Source organism: Glycomyces algeriensis, from assembly GCF_027622855.1.
Classification (GTDB): domain Bacteria; phylum Actinomycetota; class Actinomycetes; order Mycobacteriales; family Micromonosporaceae; genus Glycomyces; species Glycomyces algeriensis.
The window spans coordinates 19,544-39,427 of sequence record NZ_JAPZVR010000026.1; the positions used below are offsets into that span (position 1 = coordinate 19,544).

The window sequence follows — 19,884 nt, forward strand, 5'->3', positions numbered from 1 at the left end:
TGTCGTCGTGCTGTCACTTGGGCAGGTTCACCAGTTGGCGAGGATGCCGCCGATGCCGCCGGCGATGCCGCCGACGATCGCCCCGACGGCGTAGCCCGCCAGGTTGCCGACCCCGGGCAGGACGGTCCCGCACACGGCACCGATGAGCGCGCCGGTCGCGGCTCCGGCGACGAAGCCCGCCACCATCGCGTCCTCCCTGGTGCCGCCCGCGCCACGGACCGCGTTGCCGACCCCGCCGCCGACGAAGCCGCCGGCGACGAACCCGGCCGCCGCCACCGGCAGGTAGGAGGCGCCGAGGAAGCCCGCGCGGCTGAGCCCGGCGAAGCCGTTCACGTGCGCCCAGTAGGAGCCGCTGAGCAGCGCCGTCTCCGCTTCGGCCACGCCGCCGATGAGGCCGCGCGAGAGCCCGATGCCGACGTTGCCCGCGGCGGTGGCGAGGGTCGGCCCGAAGATGTACGGCGGCATCGGCCCGCGCGAGCCGGTCATGGCGTTCATGGTGCGCCGCCCCGCCTCCACGAACTGCACGCGCGCGGTGGTCATGTTCCGCCAGAAGCCGCTGCCCTGCACGCGCCGCACGAAGTCCGGGTAGAGGCCGCGGTCCGCGAAGGTGTGCGGGGTCGCGTACATCCTCCCGTTGGGGCCCAGGCGCGGATAGCCGGGCCCGGCGAGGGAGGAGTCCGACTGGAGCGGGCCCATGTACCTGGGGTCGTTCGTGATGCGGGGGTCCAGGCCGGTGCGGCGGCCGTCCCTCCATTTGAGCCAGTGCTGGGCCTGGTCGCCCACGCCGTAGCCGCCGCCCGCGCGCGAGCGCACGCGCCCGGCGGCTTCGGCGGCCTCGAAGTCCGTGCCGGGCGGGGCCTGCGGCAGGTCGATGGGCGCGACGGGGCGCACGGGCGTGACCGGCCCGGTGATCGGACCGGTCCTGGGCACGATGCCGGTCCCGCCGCCGCCGGGGCCGTCGCCGTCGTCCTCGCTGCCGCCGGTGTCGTCTGCGGCGCCGTCTTCGCTGCTGTCGCCGGTGCCGGCGTCCGTCCCGGTGCCCGCTCCCGTGCCGGTCCCGGTGCCTGTTCCGGTCCCGGTGCCCGTTCCGGATCCCTCCTCGGTGCCGCCCCCGCCTTCGCCCTCGCCTCCGCTCTGGTCCTGGGGCAGGGTCTCGTTGAAGAACCAGCCGCCGTCGCGCCATTCCGGCAGGACGGTGAACGCGAGACCGCGCGAGCGCGCGAACTCCCGGACGTTGGCGCGGAAGGCCGGGTCGGTCTGCTGGGCGGTCGTCGGATTGCCGACGTCCCCGTACCGGGCGATCTCCGCGGGCGTCGGCGGCTGCACCGAGCGGGTCGTGGTCTCCTGGGTGCCGTCGGGGTCGACCTTGCCGATCGGATCGTTGGCGCAGTAGGCGTACTGGTTCGGCCCCGCGGCCGTGCCTATCGGGTCGGCGCTGATCCAGCGGCCGAGCCAGGCCGCGTAGTAGCGCGCGCCGTAGTGGTAGAGCCCGGTCTCCTCGTCGCGTTCCTTGCCGTGGAAGCGGAAGCGCTTGAGGCTCAGGTTCACGCCCGGCCGGGAGGAGCGGTACGCGGAGGAGCCGTACGGGTGGTACTCCTCGTAGGTGATGACCGCGCCGTCCTCGTCGGTCTCCAGGGAGGCCGAGCCCAGGTGGTTGCCGTACTGGTAGCGGATCACGGGCACGCCCACGGGCGCGTCGCCGATCCCGCCGGGGTCGGCCACGAGGGTGTCGGCCTGCGCGAAGCGGCCCGCGCCGTCTCCCAAGTGGACGGTGCTGCGCTCCAGGCGCAGCACCCCGTTCATCCACTCGCGGTAGACCTCGACCGCGCCGAGGTAGCGCCGCTCGGTGCGCAGCCCGCCCAGACGCTGGACCACTTTGCGGGCGCGGGCCCCGTCGCCCGTGTAGCCGTACCAGGCGGTGCCGCCGCCGCCGAGGTCCGCCGACCGCAGCTGCTCGCCGCGGGTCCACGACACCGAGGCCAGGTGCGGGGCCGAGGTCAGGTTCCCGTAGTCGTCGTACGTGTACTGGTGGCTGTAGGGCCCGTCGGGGTCGTCGGAGGGGACGCTGGTGGCGGCGAGGCGGTTCCGCCGGTCGGCCGGGTCGGCCTCGTGGGCGTAGCGGTAGCGGCGGGTCCAGCCGCCGCCGTTCGCCGTGTGCCGCATGACCGAGAGGTTGCCCAGGTCGTCGTATTCGTACCGCTGCGTGTAGAGCCGGACGGCGGCGGCGTCGTTCGGGTGCGGCAGCGGCGCGCCGACCAGATCGGCCGAGCCGGTCTGCTGGTCGGGGCCCACGCCCGCGTGCTCGCGGCCTGAGGCCTGCACGAGCTGCCCGATCGCGTCGTGGCGGAAGCGCATCCGGGCGGGCACGAACGCGCCCGCGAAGAAGTGGGACTGCTGGGCCGTGTCGTCGGTCTCGACGAGGCGGCCGGCGGCGTCGTAGACGTAGTGCAGGTGCTGCATCGCGTCCGGCGAGCCCTCGGCGGCCGTGCGGGTCGCGGTGACCCTGCGGTTCAGCGGGTCGTACGTGTAGCCGGTGGCGAGCCCGTTGCCGTGGCGGGCGATCGTGCGCCGCCCCATCGCGTCGTACTCCTGCCCGGCCAGGAAGGTCCGGAGCGGGCCGACGCCGCCGATCCGGGCGCGCAGCGAGGCCAGGTGGTTGCCTTCGTCGTAGTCGGGGTCCATCTCGGTGCCGTCGGGGAGGACGACGGCGGTCATGCGCCCGAGCGCGTCGAAGGCGGCGGTCGACTCGGTCTGCTCGGGTTCGAGCAGCGGCGCCGCGGCGGCCAGCGCCAGGGCGGGGTCCTCGATGCCGTCGAGCACGGACCAGTCGGGCTCGGTCTCGGGGTCGGCGGTGAAGCGGCGCAGCACCCGCACCGGGCGGCCGCGGTGGTCGAGCCGGTCGAAGACCGCGGCCCCGCTCGGGTCGAAGACCAGGTGGGCCTGGCCGATGAGGTTCCGCTCGGCCGCTTCGGGGTGGGTGTCGCCGTAGACGATCCGGGTCACGACGGACTCGGGTTCTCCGGCGTCGGCGGCGAGGGTGGCGACCGGCCGGTGGACCGGGTCGTAGACGACGCGGTGGGTGCGGCCGTACTGGTCCCAGGAGCGGACCAGCCGACCCACGATGTCGGAGAGGGTCCACCGGATGCCCCGCTCGGCGGCGTCGACGCGCATCGGCACTCCGGCCATGTTGGACACGGCAGCGTTCACGAGGCGGTCGCGGGTGTCGTACTCGCGGGTGAATCCGGCGGTGACGTCGGCTTCGCCGCGGGAGGTGCGCAGGTCGCCGCCGCCGTTGTCGGACACGGCCATCGCGGTGCGGCCCAGCACGTCCAGGTGCGCGACCGAGGGGGTGTCCGCGTGCTGGGCGGCGAGCCATGCGGCCCGCTGCTCGGCGTCGGCGGGCTCGGGCCCGAGCGGGTCGGGGCTGCCGCGCTCGGCGTACCAGGCGCTGTCGAGCACGGTGTCGCCCGCGTCGTAGGAGGCGGTCCGCCAGGGGTCGATCTCGTTGCGGGCGTGGGTGCCGTCGGGGAAGTCGGTGCGGACGACCCGGCCGAGCGGGTCGTAGCCCGGGATCGCGGTGACGCCGAGTTCGACCAGGGCCGCTTCGGACTCGAAGCCGCTCGTGGTCGAGAAGTACGGCTCGTACTGCTTGACGGGCAGGCCCTTGTTGTTGACGATGGTGCGGCCGTTGCCCACCCAGCGCGGGTCGGCGTCCACTTCGGAGGCGGTCGCGGTGGCGGGGTCCCAGGCGAGGGCGGGTCCGGGGGCGACCCGGCTCTTGGTCATGACGGCGGCGCCGGAGCCGTCGAAGTAGGCGTGGGACTCCTGCCAGGCGGTGTTCGCGGGGCCGTGGCGCTCGCGCCGCCGGGTGCGCGTCCAGGTCGGCCGTCCCTCGTCGACCCAGGCGAACGGGTCGTACTCCATGGTCGCGGTCGGGTCGGCGAGGCTGTCCATGCCGGGGTCGCCCGGTTTGCCGAGGAGGGCGGCGGCGACGATCGCGCCCCGCGTGTCGAAGGCGATCTCGGCCCGGTTCCCGGCGGCGTCGGTGACGGCGCGGGCGGCGAGCACCCGGTAGTCGTGCTCGAAGTGCGTCTGGAAGCCGAGGGGGTCGGTGACGGTGACGACCGCGAGGTCGTGGACGTCGCGCTGGACGGTAGAGGTGACGCCGAAGGGGTCGGTCCCGCCCGTGGGCAGGTGGAAGTGGTCGGCGGCGTCCGGCGGGTAGACGTCGGTTCCCGTCGGGGCCCACCAGCCGCCGTCGAAGGGCTCGTATCCGGCGGCGGTGAGCTCGGTCGCGGTCACCGAGCCGTCGTAGTGCCCGGCGACGAGTCCGTCGGTGAACACGAGGGACCGCGAGTGGTGGGTGAGGCCGAGCGCGCCGTGGACGCCGAGCGGCAGCGGCCCGGCCAGGTCGTCGGAGCGGAAGAACATCTGGGAGCGGGAGGTCAGGCGCAGCACCGGGCCGTCCGGGGCGGGAACCGTCCCGTCCTCGTTCACGTGCTCGTACGGCACCCGCTCGGCCGCGGCGACCGCCGCGTCCACTTGGGCGGTGGTGAGGCGGCCGGCGGGGAGCCCTGCCAGTTCGAAGGTGCGGGCGTCGTAGACCTGTCGCAGGCTCCGAGTGTCGGGCTCGTCGATGTCGGGGGTCTGGTCGACTTCCTCGTAGCCGCCCCGGACGCGTGCCTGCGAGTCCCGGACCGCTTGCGGCGCTGAGAGGTCGGGCTCGAAGCGCGGGTAGGCGACGGTGGCCGAGCGGACCGGCCGCCCGAGGTCGTCGGACTCCAGCACGAAGGTGTGCGAGACGCGCGGGTCGCCGGGGCGGCGGTCGTAGCCGTAGGCGACCGCCTCGGTGGGCAGCAGCTGGAAGACCGCGTGCCGCCGGTCGTCCTGGGGCTGGCGCAGCGCGATCGCGTAGGCGGCCTCGCTCACCGCGTAGGGCACCGCCGCCTCAGGGGTGCCGTCGAGACCGTACGTCTCGGTCCGGAGGGACACGCCCTTGAGGGCCCGGCAGGCCTCCCGGTACTCGTCGGCGGTGAGCCCGTCGGGCAGGACCGGTTCGGGCAGCGGGGGTTCGGGCAGGACCGGGTTCTGCCAGTACTGGGCGCGCCGGGTGTGGACCATCCGCTCCCCCGCGCCTGCAGCGGCTCCGGTGTGGAACCAGGTGCGGGTGCGGACGGGCGGCTGGCGCAGGTCGGGGTCGGGGTCGATGCCGGCCGGCGACACCTCGTAGGCCTCGGCGTCGATGCTCTCGACGCGGCCGAAGCCGCGGAACTCGCGTTCGACGGGGTCGAAGTAGCCGTCGTGGTAGCTGGTGGTGCGGGTGAAGACCGTCTCCCGGATGTGGTCGGTCCGGGTGACCCGGTGGGCGCAGGCCACGGGGAACGGGAGCTTGCCCGGCCACGGCCGCCCGTCCCGCTCGTCGGCCATCGCGAAGTGCGTGGAGGAGCGGTAGTCGATGCGGACCTCGCCGCCGCTGCCGTTCTCGTAGCGGGACAGCAGGTGCGGGACCCCGGCGGCGTGGAGGTCGATGTAGCGCATGGCAGAGGCGGTGCCGAACGGCAGGCCGGTGGACCACACCAGGCAGGCGGTGCCGTTGCCGCGCAGGTCCACTACGGACACCATGCGCCGGTTGTCGGCGGCGGGCAGGCCGGGGAGGATCCGGGGCGGGGACCAGCCGCCGCCCGCGCGGTTGGCGTAGAGGCGGACGCCTTCGGCGGCGAGGTAGACGAGGTCGCTGCGGCCGTTGCCGTCGAGGTCGGCGAGGATCACCCGGCGCGGATCGAAGTGGTCGGGGTGGTCGAACCAGGGCGCGTCGTCCATGGCGACGGCGGCCCCGAAGCGGCCGTGGCCGAGGTTGGGGCGGTAGGAGAGGGAGCCGTTGGCGATGCGGACGAGGTCGGGGAGGCCGTCGCCGGTGAGGTCGGCGAGCTGGACCGCGACGGCGGCCGAACGCTCGCGGAGGTCGGGAGGGGCGGCGTCGGGGAGGTCGAGCGGCCGCGGCCCGGCGAAGCCGTCGCCGCCGAGGTTCTCGCACCAGCGGACGCCCGCGGGGTCGGTGAGCACCAGGTCGCCGAGGCCGTCACCGGTGAGGTCGGCGATGTGGAGGTCGCCCGCGTACAGGTCGACCTCGGGCAGGTTCGCGAAGGGCGCGAAGGGTTTCCAGCCGCCCTCCTCGTCGCGTCCGGCAAAGGCGGCGTTCCCGGTCCTGAAGCGCACGAGGTCGGGCGTGCCGCTGCCGTCGAGGTCGAGCAGCAGGTCCGAGCCGAGCGTGGCGAGGGCCGTCTCCGGACGGGGCCCGACCGGGGCCGGAGCGGCGAACGCGACGCCGTCGGACTCCTCGACGGGGCTGGTGTTGCGCAGGTAGTACCAGGCGCCGCGGCGGGCGGCGAGGACCCCGGCGACACCGTCGCCGTCCAGGTCGACCCAGGTGTGGTCGACGAGGTCGAGCCCGGCGGGGAGGTGCTCGGCGCGGACGTCGCTCACGGTCATGTCGATTGTGGACGGATGGTAGTGGAAGGTGAGGGGCGGGCTGGCGGCCCGCAGGTAGCCGTCGCCGTCGCGTTCGTACCCGGCGGGGGTCGCCGCGGTCAGGTGCGAGTCGCCGGTGTGCTCGTCGGTGGCGTAGGCGAAGTCGACGGAGCGCACCAGCGCGGGCTCGGGACCGAGCTCGGGGATGTCGTGGAACATCAGGGCCCGCGCGCAGCGTCGGTAGGTGCGCAGCTCGAAGCCGGGGCGGCAGTCCGAGTAGGGGTCGGGCCGGGCGGGCCAGGGCCGGTCGGCCTCGATCTCGGGCGCGCCGGGGTCGTGGTCGCCGTAGTCGAGGACGAGGGTGAACAGCCAGGAGGCCAGGCGCGCCACGGGCGGGTCGACGGGGTCGAGCACGGGGTGGTGGGGGGCGGTGTTGCCGTAGCGGATCCGTTTGAGATGGCGTGCGGCCGAACGGGACTCCTCGGTCCGGTTCGCCTCGCAGGCGGCGGTGCCGACGCCCGCCGAGTCCTCGGCCGCGTACTCGTAGGCGACGGCGCCGCCCTTGTCGTCGTGGCTGAAGCTGAGGAGCCAGGCGAAGATCCGGGCCGGGTCGGCAGGATCGGCGATGCGGCTCTCGGGGCCCTCGCCGAACCAGAGGGTGTGGTCGTCGCCGGAGAGGGTGCGCCACTTGCAGTCAGTGTGGTCGGCGGTCGCGGTCCAGCGTTCGATGCGCGTGAGCCCGGAGTCGAGGCGCGGCCGGAAGCGCTGGACGCGGTACTCGGTTCCGGCGACGGTGCGCAGTGTCGCGGCGGCCGCGTCGGGAACGAGGTCGTCGCCGTCGAGGGTGACGAACACGTCCGTCTGGTCCCGGTACTTGGGGACGCCGCGATCGGTGCGGCGGCTGATCCGCGGGACCGGGAGGTCCCAGCCGTAGCCGAACAGGCCCGCGGAGCTGCCGGAGTCGTACCCGACGGCCATCGAGGGGGCGCCGCGCCCGGCGCTGAAGGGCAGCGGGACCGAGAGGGCGGCGGAGCCGGTGACGGGATTGGTCTTGAAGGTCTCGCCGAGCCGGGCGGGAGGGCTGCCGACGACGGGCAGCGACGGAGCGGCCGTGGCCCCGGGCGTCGGCGCGGGCTCGCGCCCGGGCCGCTCGGACCTCGCTCCACCACCCCAATGTGCATCCACGGTCGCGGCTCCCTTGCGGCAGAAAGGCGGAGAAAGGCACTTTCGCCAGCGCCTGGTTACGGAGCGTAGACCGGTCGGGGCACCCGCGCAATTGTCCGGAAGGACTAATTCGAGTGCAGCACTTGGAGATCGATCCTGCTAGAATCCGTCGCCATTCATGAACGCGTGGGGCTCAGCGCGAGTGCAAAATAGACACAGGTTCACTCCCACGTGGGACCGTGCGCCGATTGCCATTTCGCCACACGCAGCGTTGATCAAAGTAGACGCCGTCCCTCGCGGGAACAACTTCGCGCATAAGCGGCTCGATGCGCATTAACCGTCCCATTCAAGGAAGGCGCACGTCCTGCCCAAGAGGTTGACAGTGCAACGATCCCGTCGTCACGGCCGGCGCCGGGCCGGCCGGCGGATCGGGCGGCGGGACAGCACGGCGGCCGTGAAGAAGCACACGGCACCGAGCATCGTGCCGAGGTTCGCCCAGAACAGGCTCACGAGGTCGTCGGTCCGCGGCGAGACGTACGCGCCGACCGCCGATGCGGCGAAGGCGATCGACCCGATCATGTTCAGCCAGGTGCCGTGCCAGGTGCGGGCCTCGCGGTCCCAGAGGGCGAGCCGCTCCCGGGTCGCCGCGACGGCAAGCGCGCTCGACACGAGGAAGGCGAGGGAGCCCCACGCGTCGGGGCGCCAGCCCGCTCCGATGTCGTCGGGCGCGGCGATGGCCGCGGCGAGCGCGGCGCCGGTGCTGAGGTTGAAGAGGAGCGTTCCGACGAACTGGACGGCGGCCGACCACCAGTCGGCGCGGTCGGCCCGGTTGGCCTGCCCGCGCGGCAGTCGACGGCCGCTGAGACTCAGCTGGATGAAGCCCGCCGCCGTGAAGCACAGCGACCCGACGAAGAACGTGACGCCGACGCCGACCGCACCCGCCCACTCGGCGTAGCGCGGCAGGGCTCCTACCAGGAAGAACAGCGATCCGATCGCGAAACCCCACGCCTCGCGGCGCAGCCGCGACCTCCGGCGGTCGCCGCCCGCGGGGTCCGGGGCTCCTTGGCCGGGAGCCGCTCCCTCGCTCATGCCGCCCCTCCTGAATCCGGCTGCCTGGGCAGCGAGGCGAGAGCCGGCGCAGGCGGCCGGCCGCTGTTCGCCGGGTCGGCGCTGGTCGTGAGCACCGAGGGCCGGCGCCGGCTCGCCGAGGACTGAGCGCCCCGCAGGAGACGCGAGGCGCTCACCGGCCGCACGGGAAGGCGTGCAGTGTCAGGACTTGGCCTTCTTCTTGACCTCTTCGGCCAGCCGGGCCTTGTTCATGTCGGAGGTGCCGCTCATGTTCATGTTGCGCGCCTGCATCTCGAGCTCCTTGCGGCTGGCCTTCCCGGGCCGGTCGCCCAGGTGCGCCGCGCGGGAGGCGGCGAACGCCTCGCCCAGCTCCATCCGGCGCGAGTCGTCGAGGCCGGTCTGCATGCCCGGCAGCACGTTCGACTCCTCCTCCTCGACGTGGTGGGTCACGGCGTCGACGAGTTCCTGGAGCACCGAGTCGAACTCGGGCGACGTCGGGTCGGCGGCGTTCAGGCGCACCAGGATCTCCTCGGCCTGCTCGTGCTCCTCCTGGGAGTGCGCGACCTGCTCGGTCTCGCCCGCCTCGGACTTGGCGACCGGGTACACCTCGGCCTCCTCCGCCCGGGAGTGCGCCGTCAGCAGCGCCGAGAGCACCGGCAGCGTCAGCGGCCGCTTCTCCGGGAACTCCTTGAGCTCGGCGAACAGCCGCTCCACCTCGCGGTGGTCGGCCATGATCAGATCCACAACGTCGCTCACGACATCGCCCCTCTCGTTCAGTGCACCGGACCGCCCTCGAGCGGCCGTCGCACCCGGCCCGGCCAGGCCGGATGTCCGCCAACCACCGTACGGGTTCTGCCCGTGTCCCGGGCCGTATCCGCCGGTTAGGGCGCCGGTCGCCGTGCGCTCCCCACGGGGTCAGGAGTCCAGGTCGCTTCTAAGCCGGCGTACCGCGACGAGCACTGTGGCCTGCATTTCGGTCGTCGGGCCGTCGGTGTCGACCGTGTGGGTGCGGCGCTCCAGCGCTTCCAGCGCCGCATCGGCGGGGTCGAGGTCGACGGGCTCCCGGTCGCGGAGCGACAGCAGGCTGCCGAGCTCCTGCTCGTAGGCGTCGATCGCCGCGTCAAGGGCCGTGGCGCAGTCCCGGCGGTAGGCGGGATCGAGCGAATGGTCGGGCACGGCGACACGGGCGGGGCCGTCGAGGAGGTCCGCGAGGGCGCGGGTGGAGCGGCCGACCCGCTGGTTCAGCTCGAACGCCGCGTTGAACCGGTCGAGCGCGTCGGTCTGCTCCCGGGTCGTCTGGGGGTTGAGCCGGAGGCTGTCGTGCGCCCGGTGGAGGGCCGATCGGGTCTCGGCGGCCCGGTCGCTGATGCGCCTCGCCTCCGCCGACCAGGTGCGGGCGCCCTCGTGGCCGGCGTCCTCGCGCACGCCGGCGGCGATCTCGCGCAGGAGGTCGACGGTCGCGTTGCCGTCGTGCCGGATGCGGCCGCCCACCGACAGCACCCGCGCAGGCGGTTTGATCAGCAGGTTCACGCCCATGCCGATCCCGGCTCCGAGCGCGGTCTCGAGCAGGCGGACCAGCACGAACGGCTCTTCGACGCTGTCGACCGCGATCATGAACAGGGCGGTGAACGGCACGTAGAGGCCCTGGTCGCTCAGCCGGGGCCAGCAGCTGACGAGGAAGGCGATCGGCACGCCCACGGCGAGGGCGAGTTCCTTCCCGGGCGTGACGGTGACCGCCAGGACCGCGACCAGGACGCCGAACCCGACGGCGGCCATCTGCCGCAGACCCGTGAGGACCGACCAGTGCACGGTCGGCCTGACCACCGCCAATGCGGCCCAGGGCGCGAGGTACGGCTGCGGAAGGGTCAGCACGTAGGCCGCGACGAACCAGGCGAGGACGGCCGCGATGGCCGCCTTCAGCGCCTGTACCGCGGTCTCCTGCGCCCACGTGCCGGTGCGCGGGACGTCGCGCGTGAAATGCCATGCTCCGCGAAGATCGTCCGCGACGCCGTCGCGTACCTCGTGCCACATCATCCGCAGCGGTTGCCCGGCGCAGCGGACTCTTATGCCTGTGACGTCCTCGACCGGAACCGCGCCTGACCGCCGGTGACGTCGGTTTCCCGCCGATGGAAGGCGATGCGCCCGGAATCGGATACAAGGCTCCCCCGGCGGTACATCATCGAAGACGGCCCGGGTACCCGGAGCGCCGACAGGAGGTGCCGCAGCATGACGGAAGCCGAGACGTTCGACGCGGTGGTGATCGGAGCGGGCCCGAACGGGCTGGTCGCCGCGAACCTGCTCGCGGAGGCGGGCTGGGAGGTGCTCGTCCTGGAGGCCGCCCCCGACCCGGGGGGCGCCGTGCGCACCACCGAGATCGCCCCCGGGTTCCGCTCGGACCGGTGCAGCGCGTTCTACCCGCTCGCCGGCGTCTCGCCCGTCATGCGCGGACTCGGGCTCGAGCGGCACGGGCTGCGCTGGCGGCGCGCCCCGGACGTGCTCGCGCACGTGCTGCCCGACGGCCGCGCGGCCGTGCTCTCCCAGGACCTCGACCGCACGGCCCGTTCGCTCGACGAGTTCGCCCCCGGCGACGGCGACGCGTGGCGGACCGAGTTCGAACGCTGGCGCCGGGTCCGCGAGCACTTGATCGAGGCGATGCTGCGCCCGTTCCCGCCCGTGCGCGCGGGCTCCCGGCTCCTGCGGGCCCTCGGCGCCGGCAGTGCGCTCCGCTTCGCCCGCGACCTCGTGCTGCCCGCCCGCCGATTCGGCGAGGAGCGCTTCACCGGCGAAGGGGCCAGGCTCCTCATCGCGGGGAACGCCCTGCACAGCGGCCTCGGCCCCGACCAGGCCGGCAGCGGCCTGTTCGGGTGGCTGCTCGCGATGGTCGGCCAGGACGTCGGCTTCCCCGTGCCCGAAGGCGGCGCGGGCAGCCTCACCGCCGCCCTGGTCGCCCGGCTCGCCTCGCTCGGCGGCCGCATCGACTGCAATCGCCCGGCCGCGAAGATCCTGCACGCCAGGGGCATCGCGGTCGGCGTCCGCGACGGCGAAGGCGGCCTCATCCGGGCCCGGCGGGCCGTGCTCGCCGATGTGGCCGCCCCGCACCTGTACCTCGACCTCATCGGCGGCGAGCACCTCCCTGCGCGGCTCTCGGCCGACCTCAAGTCGTTCGAATGGGACCCCGCCACCGTCAAGGTCGACTGGGCCCTGGACGGACCCGTCCCGTGGACCGCCGAAGGGGCCGCCCGCGCCGGCACCGTCCACCTCGGCGCGGACCTCGACGGCCTCTCCACTATGGGCGCCGAACTCGCCTCGGGCCGCGACCCGCGCGAGCCGTTCCTGCTCATGGGCCAGATGACCACCACCGACCCGACGCGCTCCCCCGCCGGGACCGAGACGCTGTGGGCGTACACGCGCCTGCCCCGCGGCGGCGAGTGGAACGCCGACCGCGTGCGCCGGGCCGTCGACCGCATCGAAGCAACCGTCGAACGGCACGCGCCCGGATTCGGGGACCGCGTCACCGCACGCCTCGTCAGCGGTCCGCGCGAGCTCCAGGGGCTCGACCGCAACCTCGACGAAGGCGCCATCAACGGCGGTGCCGCAGCCGTGCACCAGCAGCTCTTCTTCCGGCCGGTGCCCGGCCTCGCCAGGGCCGACACGGTCCTGGACCGGCTCTTCCTCGCCAGCGCCTCCGCCCACCCCGGCGGCGCGGTGCACGGCGCGGCGGGCGCGAACGCGGCCCGCGCGGCCATGGCCCGCAACGGGCCGGCGGGCGGCGGTTACCGCGCGGCCGTCGCGGGCGCGCACCGCCTGCTCTACCGCGAGGATTGACCGGTCACGCCCGTGACCAGGTTTTACGGCCGACCGCGGCGGGTACCTGGCACGTGCTCGAACGCGCGGCCGCGACCTCCGCGCCCGACGAAGGCGGTGCACCATGGGTCAGAAAACGGCTTCCGACGCGATACGGCGAGGCGTGACCGCCCGGGTCTCGGCCCCGCCGGAGGCGGTGTTCGCGATCCTCGAGGACGGCTGGAACTACGCGTCCTGGGTGGTGGGCGCCTCCAACATCCGCCACGCCGACGAGCACTGGCCCGCGAGGGGCTCCCGCATCCGGCACAGCATCGGGCCCTGGCCGCTGGTCATCAAGGACTCCACGATCGTGGTCGCCGCCGACCCGCCGCACCTGCTCGTCCTGGAGGCCCGCATGTGGCCGATCGGGAAGGCGCGCGTGCGCTTCGACATCGCCGCCGACGGCGAGCGCACCACGATCAGGATGACTGAACTCGCCGTCAAGGGGCCGATGGCCGCACTCCCGGACCCGCTCCAGGCCAAGCTCCTCGGACCCCGCAACCGGGAGACCCTCCGCCGCTTGGCGCGGCTGGCCGAAGCCAAAAGCCGGTCCTAGCGAAATACCGTCGCGTCCGCTAGACGAGGTCGGCGTCGTGGGCGAGGAGGGCGATCTGGGTGCGGTTGTCGAGGTCGAGCTTGGTGAGGATGCTCGAGACGTGCGACTTCACGGTGGTGACGCTCATCAGGAGGGCGCGGGCGATCTCGGCGTTGGAGTGGCCGTTGGCGATCGCCACCGCGACCTCGTGCTCGCGAGGGGTGAGCGCGGCGAGGGCGGTGCGGGCGCGTTCGTAGGCGCCGGTCTGGGTGACGGTGCGGTCCATGAGGCGCCGGATGACGCTGGGAGAGAGGATCGGGGTGCCGGCGGCGACGCGGGCGACGGCGTCGGCGATCTCGGCGGGCGGGGTGTCCTTGAGGAGGAAGCCGCCGGCGCCGGCGCGGAGGGCGTGGACGATGTGCTCGTCGGTGTCGAAGGTCGTCAGGACGATGACCTCGGGCGGGTTCGGCCGGGCCCGGAGCCGCTTCGTGGCGGTGATGCCGTCGACGTGCGGCATCTGGAGGTCCATGAGGACCAGGTCGGGGGCATGGGCGGAGGCGGCCGTCAGGGCCTCGCGGCCGTCGCCCGCCTCCGCGACCACGACGATGTCGCCGGTCCCGTCGAGCATCATGGACAGCCCGGCCCGGACCAGGGCGTCGTCGTCGACCAGGAGCACTCGGATCACGTCGGCCATGGTAGCCGGGCCCGCAGGCGGAACCGGCCGTCGCCGCGGACGTGGTCGAGCCGCCCGCCCGCCAGGCGGACCCGTTCGGTGAGGCCGACCAGGCCCAGGCCGCTGCCGGGCACCGTGGCCGTATCGTCTTGCGCGGGAAGCGGATTGGTGAGGTCGATGGCCAGTTCGGCGCCGGGCTCCCCGCTCAGGGCGAGTTCGACGGGCCTTCCGGCGGCGTGCTTGCGGGCGTTCGTCAGCCCCTCCTGCAGCACCCGGTAGGCGGTGCGGCCGAGCGCGGGCGGCAGCACCGCGACGGCCAGGTCGATGCTCACGTCGACCGGTTGCCCTGCGGCCCTTGATTCATCGATGAGCCTCGCGAAGTCGGCCGCGGTCACGGGACCGCCCGCTGCGGTCTCGTCGTCCTCCCTGAGCAGGCCGATCACCTGCCGCAGTTCCTCGAGCGCCTGGTGCACGCCGGCGCGGACGACCCCGGCGGCCATCGCCACCTTCTCAGGCGGGGCGTCGGGCCGGAACTCGAGCGCGCCCGCGTGGGTGGCGACCAGCGAGAGCCGGTTGGCGAGCACGTCGTGCATGTCCCGGGCCAGGGCGCGGCGTTCGGCGGCGCGGGCCTCGGCCACGCGGCGGCCCTGCTCGGCCTCGGCGCGCTCGGCCCGTTCATGCAGGGAGATGAGCAGCCTGCGGCGGGCGTTGGCCAGGGCGCCCCAGCCGAGCAGCGCGCCGTAGGAGACGACGACGAGGAGGGTCCACCATCCGAACCCGAGCGCCGGGTTCGGATGCCGGATCCATTGCAGGAGATGCGCGGCGATCCCCGCGACCGCCACGAGCGCGGCGGTGCGGAAGCGGCCCCGCCACGCCGACTGGAGCGCGCCGACCGTGGCCGCCGGGGTCGCGACCGGCGAGAGGACGGCGAGCACCGTCGCCCCCAAGGCTCCGGCGACGGGACGCCAGACCTGTACGAACGCCGCGCCGAGGCACAGCGCCGCGACGGCGAAGTCGAGCGGCCCCGGGTCGGTCCGCCCCCAGAGCGACAGGGCGGTCAGCACGGCCACGACGCCGACGAGGGCGGTCACGTCGGCGGGGCGGGGTCTTCGCGGCTCGGTCACCGGGACGATGCTAGCCGCGGCGACCGCAGTCCGATCACCTCCGAAAGTAGGAGACGCCCCCTCCCCCGGCAGGGGACGCGGCGGCTCCGCGACCGATGCGGCGACCCCTCGGTCCCGACGAGACTGGCCGCATGACCACACGAACCCGGCGCCTCGCCGCCGTCCTCGCCGCCACCGCCGGCGCCCTCCTCCTCTGGGCCGCAGCCGTACCGCTCGCCCGCGTCGACCTCACGGTCGACCAAGCGGGCACCCCGCTCACGGTGGGGCCCGCGCTGATCGCCTTCGCCGGCCTCGCGGTCGGATTCGCCGCCTGGGGGCTCCTGGCGGTGCTCGAGCGGTTCGCCGCCCGCGCGGCACTGATCTGGTCGATCATCGCCGCGGTCGTGCTCGCGGTCTCCCTCACCGGCCCGCTCGCCGCCGCGACCACCGCGGCGATGCTCGTCCTCATGGGCATGCACGTCGTCACCGGCGGCGTCCTGATCGCGGGGCTGGTGCGGCGATGAACCTCCCCTGGGGCTACCTCATCGGCCTGCTCGTCCTCGTGCTCCCCGCGGTGCGCCTGCCGCGCATGCCGATCGGACCCGGCACGGCGTGCTTCTTCGCCGGCATCGCCGTCCTCGAACTGCCGTTCCTCGCCTCGGCCGCCTTCGCGGCCAGCACCGCCCTCGCGGCCGCCGAAGGCGACCTCGACTCGCCCGTGACGATCACCGCCGCCGCACTCGCAGGGGCCTGCCTGACGCTGACGACGTGGCGCGGCATGCGCGCCATGCCGATCCTGATGCGCGCCATGGGCGGCCTCTGCCTCTCGCCCCGCCTGCCCTGGAGCCGCATCCTGCTGCGCCCCTTCGCGATCCGCCCGCGCTCGATCGAGCGCATCGCGAACCTGTCCTACGGCCCGCACGGCAAGCGCAACCTGCTCGACCTCTACCGCCACCGCTCCGCACCCGCGAACGCTCCGGTCCTGATCCACTTCCACGGCGGCTACTACACGACCGGCCACAAGAACTCGCAGTCCCTGCCGCTGCTCCACCGCCTCGCCGAGCAGGGCTGGGTCGGCATCAGCGCCAACTACCGGCTCGGGCACGCGGGCGGCTTCGAGGCGCACCTCCAGGACGCCAAGCGGGTCGTCGCCTGGGTCCGCGCCCACGGCCGCGAATGGGGCATGGACCCCGACCGGATCGTCCTCTCCGGTTCCTCTGCGGGCGCGCACATGTCGGCGCTGGCGGCGCTCACATCCGGGCAGCCGCGCTTCCAACCGGGCTTCGAGGACGCCGACACGTCCGTGTCCGCGGTGGTGGGCCTGGGCGGCTACTACGGCGCGTACTTCGACGGCGGGCCGGACGGCGACCCGCTCACCCACGCGCACGCCGACGCCCCGCCGTTCCTGATCGTGCACGGCGGCCACGACACCGTGGTCCCGGTCGAAGGTGCCCGACGCTTCGCCGAAGGGCTGCAGGCGGTCTCGGCTCAGCCCGTCGTCTACGCCGAGCTGCCGGGCGCGCAGCACGGGTTCGACCTGTTCCACTCGCCCCGCTTCGAGGCCGTCGTCAACGCGGTCGAGGCCTTCGCAACCCATGCCTGCGCGACCGCAGCCAAGCGCTGACGACGCGAAACCCGGAACGCCCGGGCGCGGCCGCGGGCTCGAACAGTCCGGCACCAGGCGACCGCGTTCCGCGTAGTAAGTTGGGTCATGCGTAAGAACTAGGCCGCGACGTCCTCCGGGAGGACCCGATGAACCAGCCCGCAACACCCGAGCGCTGCGCCCGCTGGGGCGTGTACGAAGTCGAACTCCATGGACCCGCCGACGGCAACCCGTTCACCGACGTCGACCTGACCGCGGTCTTCAGCGACGGCGAGCGCGAGATGCGGGCGGGAGGGTTCTACGACGGGGACGGGACCTACCGGATCCGCTTCATGCCCGACGCCGAAGGGCTTTGGACCTTCACGACGGCCTCGAACGCCCCCGTTCTCGACGGCGTGACCGGCGAGTTCGCCTGCACCGCAGCGGCACCGGGCGCTCACGGCCCCGTCCGGGCCGACGGCTTCCACTTCGCGCACGGCGACGGGACCCGCTACCTCCCGGTCGGCACGACCGCCTACGCGTGGACACATCAGGCCGAGGGGCTGCGGGACCGGACCCGCCGGACCTTGGCCGCCGGGCCGTTCAACAAGGTGCGGATGTGCTTGCTGCCCAAGTGGTACCAGTACAACCACGTCGAGCCCGAGTACTACCCGTTCCCCGGCTCGGCCGAGGAGGGCTGGGACACGACCCGGTTCGACCCGGCGTTCTTCCGCCGCTTCGAGCAGGAGGTGGCCGCCTTGCAGGACATGGGGATCGAAGCGGACGTCATCCTCCTCCACCCCTACGACCGGTGGGGATTCGCCGACCTCGGCGCCGAAGCCGACGACCGGCTGGTCCGCTACGCCGTCCGGCGCCTCGCCGCCTACGCGAACGTGTGGTGGTCCATGGCCAACGAGTACGACATGATGGGCGCCAAGAGCGAGGACGACTGGGAGCGCCTGGCCGCCGTAGTGTCCGAAGAGGACCCGCACGGGCACCTCAACTCGATCCACAACTGCGGCCCGTTCTACGACTACGCCCGACCGTGGATCACCCACGCCAGCGTCCAGCGCCAGGACGCCTACCGGACCGCCGAGTTCACCGACGAGTGGCGCGAGCGCTGGGGCAAGCCGGTCGTGGTCGACGAGTGCGCCTACGAGGGCGACATCGACCAGGGCTGGGGGAACATCTCCGGCGAGGAGATGACCCGGCGCTGCTGGGAGGGCGCGGTGCGGGGCGGCTACGTCGCGCACGGCGAGACCTACGTCAACGAGGCCGAGGAACTCTGGTGGTCCAAAGGCGGCGAGCTCGTCGGCACCAGCCCGGCCCGCATGGGCTTCCTGCGCGAGGTCGTCGCCGCGTCCCCGACCGGGGTCCTCGACCCGCTCCCCTCCAACTGGGACGCGCGGACCGGCGGGGTCGCCGGCGCGTACGAGGTCACCTACTTCGGGTTCAGCCGCCCCCGCTTCCGCGAACTCCCACTCCCCGAAGGCAAGCGCTGCAGGGTCGACGTGATCGACACCTGGAACATGACCGTGGAACGCGTCGCCGACGACGCCGAGGGCACCATCCGCGTCACCCTCCCCGGCCGCGAGTACATGGCCGTCCGGGTCGTCGCCCAGCAGTGATGATCGACCCGGGCCCGTACGCCCGCCCCGCTCCTCGATGAAAAAATTCAGGACCGGTCCGGTCCGGATGTCGAAAACCGCGGGCCGGGTCCGTCGTCCCGGGTGAGGATCCGGAAGCGCCGGAGCCGCGACCTGGAGGTCATCATGAAGTACGTCATCCTCATCCACTCCAACCCGCAGCCGTGGGGCCACCCGACCGGGGAGTTCGTCCCCGAGCACCAGGCGCTTCCCGCGGAGGAGCGCGAGCGGCTGAACGCGGAGTTCGAGCGGCTGCTCACCGAGATGAGCGCGAACGGCGAACTCGTCCACGGGGAGGCCCTGGCCGACCCGAGCACGTCGACGCTCTACCGCTGGAGCGGCGGCGTGCCGCTCGCGACGGACGGCCCGTACTCGGAGTCGAAGGAGCACCTGGCCGGGTTCTTCCTCATCGACGTCGCCGGACCCGAACGCGCGCAGGAGATCGCGCACGCCTTCTCCGGGCCCGGCGAGACCGTGGAACTGCGCCCGGCGATGTGGCCGGGCGGCGAGGAGCACTGATGGACCGCGAACTCGAGGACGTGTGGAGGCGGGAGTCGCCGCACGTCCTCGGGGCGCTGGTGCGCCGCTACGGCCACTTCGACGCCTGCGAGGACGCCGTGCAGGAGGCCCTGCTCTCCGCGGCGGTCCACTGGCCGCGCGAGGGCGCGCCCGCCAACCCCCGCGGCTGGCTGATCCGGGCCGCCTCACGCCGGCTCGTCGACGCCCTGCGGTCGGATCGCGCCCGCTTCGACCGCGAGACCACCGCGGGCCTGCTCGAACCGAGCGAGGCGCCGGTGCCCGGCGGCGACGACTCGCTGCACGTCCTCCTCCTCTGCTGCCACCCGTCGCTGACCCCCGCTTCGCAAGTGGCCCTGACCCTCCGGGCCGTCGGCGGCCTCACCACCGAGCAGATCGCCGCGGCGTTCCTCGTGCCGGTGGCCACGACGGGCCAGCGCGTCAGCCGCGCCAAAGCCCGGCTCGCGGCGGCGGGGGCGCGGCTCGGCGACGTCACCAGGGCCGACCTGCCCGCGCGCGTCGAATCGGCCCGCCAGGTCCTGTACCTGATCTTCAACGAGGGCTACGCGGCCACCGGCGGCGCGGAGCTCCTCGACGTCCCGCTCACCGCCGAGGCGATCCGCCTCGCCCGCGAACTGCACCGGCGCCTGCCCAGCGACGCCGAGACCGCCGGGCTCCTCGCCCTCATGCTGCTGACCGAGGCCCGCCGGGCCGCCCGCACCGATGAGCGCGGAGACCTGGTCCCACTCGCGGACCAGGACCGGTCCCGCTGGGACCGATCGCTCATCGCCGAGGGCGTGCGGCTGGTCGAGGCGGCCCTCCCGTCGGGTCCGGTGGGGCCCTTCCAGTTGCAGGCCGCGATCGCCGCCGTCCACGACGAGGCCGCGGCCTATGCGGACACCGACTGGCCCCAGATCGCCGAGCTGTACCGGATGCTGGAGGCCGCCGCGCCCGGTCCGGTCGTCGCCATGAACCGCGCCGTGGCGGTCGCGATAACCGAAGGGCCGGACGCCGGTCTGGCGATGCTCGACCCGCTGCTGGATGATCCCGCCCTGCGCCGGGTCCACCGCCTCCACGCGGTCAGGGCCCACCTCCTCGAGCAGGCCGGCCGGCTCCCGGAGGCCCGCGACGCCTTCGGCGAGGCGGCCCGGCTCGCCACGAGCACCCCGGAGCAGCGCTACCTCCGCAAGAAGGCGGCGGCGATCGGGACCTGACCGCAGGGCGACCGTTCGCAGCACGTTCGGCGCAGCGCGACCGCCTTCCGGCGCAGGCGTCTTGTCCAAGTC

General features: G+C 73.7%; 13 protein-coding genes. 7 read left to right on the top strand and 6 right to left on the bottom strand.

The genetic code is table 11. From position 1 onward, the window contains the following. Positions 1-27 precede the first annotated feature (27 nt). The 4 genes from O2L52_RS24550 to O2L52_RS24565 all read right to left on the bottom strand — a co-directional run bounded on the left by O2L52_RS24550 (position 28) and on the right by O2L52_RS24565 (position 10,731). Positions 28-7,653, bottom strand: a complete 7,626-nt coding sequence (locus O2L52_RS24550; protein WP_270118857.1) for a SpvB/TcaC N-terminal domain-containing protein — start codon at positions 7,651-7,653, stop codon at positions 28-30. 378 nt (positions 7,654-8,031) lie between these two features. Further along, on the bottom strand, positions 8,032-8,721 hold the full coding sequence (locus tag O2L52_RS24555) for a hypothetical protein (protein WP_270118858.1): 690 nt from the start codon (positions 8,719-8,721) through the stop codon (positions 8,032-8,034). Between the two features lie 180 nt (positions 8,722-8,901). Beyond that, on the bottom strand, positions 8,902-9,456 hold the full coding sequence (locus O2L52_RS24560) for a hemerythrin domain-containing protein (protein WP_270118859.1): 555 nt from the start codon (positions 9,454-9,456) through the stop codon (positions 8,902-8,904). Positions 9,457-9,615: 159 nt separating this feature from the next. Next, positions 9,616-10,731: an FUSC family protein gene (locus O2L52_RS24565; RefSeq protein WP_270118860.1), complete on the bottom strand. Its 1,116-nt coding sequence runs from the start codon at positions 10,729-10,731 to the stop codon at positions 9,616-9,618. Positions 10,732-10,926: 195 nt separating this feature from the next. Here O2L52_RS24565 and O2L52_RS24570 point away from each other — a divergent pair, with 195 nt between their 5' ends. Beyond that, positions 10,927-12,525 (top strand): phytoene desaturase family protein, encoded by a 1,599-nt coding sequence (locus O2L52_RS24570; RefSeq protein ID WP_270118861.1) that lies wholly within the window; start codon positions 10,927-10,929, stop codon positions 12,523-12,525. 103 nt (positions 12,526-12,628) lie between these two features. Continuing rightward, positions 12,629-13,099 (top strand): SRPBCC family protein, encoded by a 471-nt coding sequence (locus tag O2L52_RS24575; protein WP_270118862.1) that lies wholly within the window; start codon positions 12,629-12,631, stop codon positions 13,097-13,099. Positions 13,100-13,118: 19 nt separating this feature from the next. Here the strand turns inward: O2L52_RS24575 and O2L52_RS24580 are convergent, their stop codons facing one another. Both O2L52_RS24580 and O2L52_RS24585 read right to left on the bottom strand, forming a co-directional pair. Further along, entirely contained in the window at positions 13,119-13,772 is a 654-nt protein-coding gene (locus O2L52_RS24580) for a response regulator (protein WP_270118863.1), read from the bottom strand. Continuing rightward, on the bottom strand, positions 13,760-14,875 hold the full coding sequence (locus O2L52_RS24585; protein ID WP_270118864.1) for a sensor histidine kinase: 1,116 nt from the start codon (positions 14,873-14,875) through the stop codon (positions 13,760-13,762). Before O2L52_RS24585 ends, O2L52_RS24580 begins: the two co-directional genes overlap by 13 nt. Positions 14,876-15,006: 131 nt before the next feature. Here O2L52_RS24585 and O2L52_RS24590 point away from each other — a divergent pair, with 131 nt between their 5' ends. The 5 genes from O2L52_RS24590 to O2L52_RS24610 all read left to right on the top strand — a co-directional run bounded on the left by O2L52_RS24590 (position 15,007) and on the right by O2L52_RS24610 (position 19,812). Next, positions 15,007-15,378, top strand: coding sequence for a DUF6069 family protein (locus O2L52_RS24590; RefSeq protein WP_270118866.1), 372 nt, complete (start codon positions 15,007-15,009; stop codon positions 15,376-15,378). Continuing rightward, positions 15,375-16,478, top strand: coding sequence for an alpha/beta hydrolase (locus O2L52_RS24595; protein WP_270118868.1), 1,104 nt, complete (start codon positions 15,375-15,377; stop codon positions 16,476-16,478). Before O2L52_RS24590 ends, O2L52_RS24595 begins: the two co-directional genes overlap by 4 nt. 128 nt (positions 16,479-16,606) lie before the next feature. Continuing rightward, positions 16,607-18,064 carry a DUF5605 domain-containing protein gene (locus O2L52_RS24600; protein WP_270118871.1) on the top strand — a complete coding sequence of 486 codons (1,458 nt, stop codon included), beginning with the start codon at positions 16,607-16,609 and terminating at the stop codon, positions 18,062-18,064. A gap of 144 nt (positions 18,065-18,208) precedes the next feature. Further along, the gene (locus O2L52_RS24605) at positions 18,209-18,601 is read left to right on the top strand and encodes a YciI family protein (RefSeq protein WP_270118872.1); all 393 of its coding nucleotides are present in this window, start codon (positions 18,209-18,211) and stop codon (positions 18,599-18,601) included. Then, complete coding sequence (locus tag O2L52_RS24610) at positions 18,601-19,812, top strand: RNA polymerase sigma factor (RefSeq protein WP_270118873.1); 1,212 nt, start codon at positions 18,601-18,603, stop codon at positions 19,810-19,812. Before O2L52_RS24605 ends, O2L52_RS24610 begins: the two co-directional genes overlap by 1 nt. The last annotated feature ends 72 nt before the right edge of the window (positions 19,813-19,884 follow it).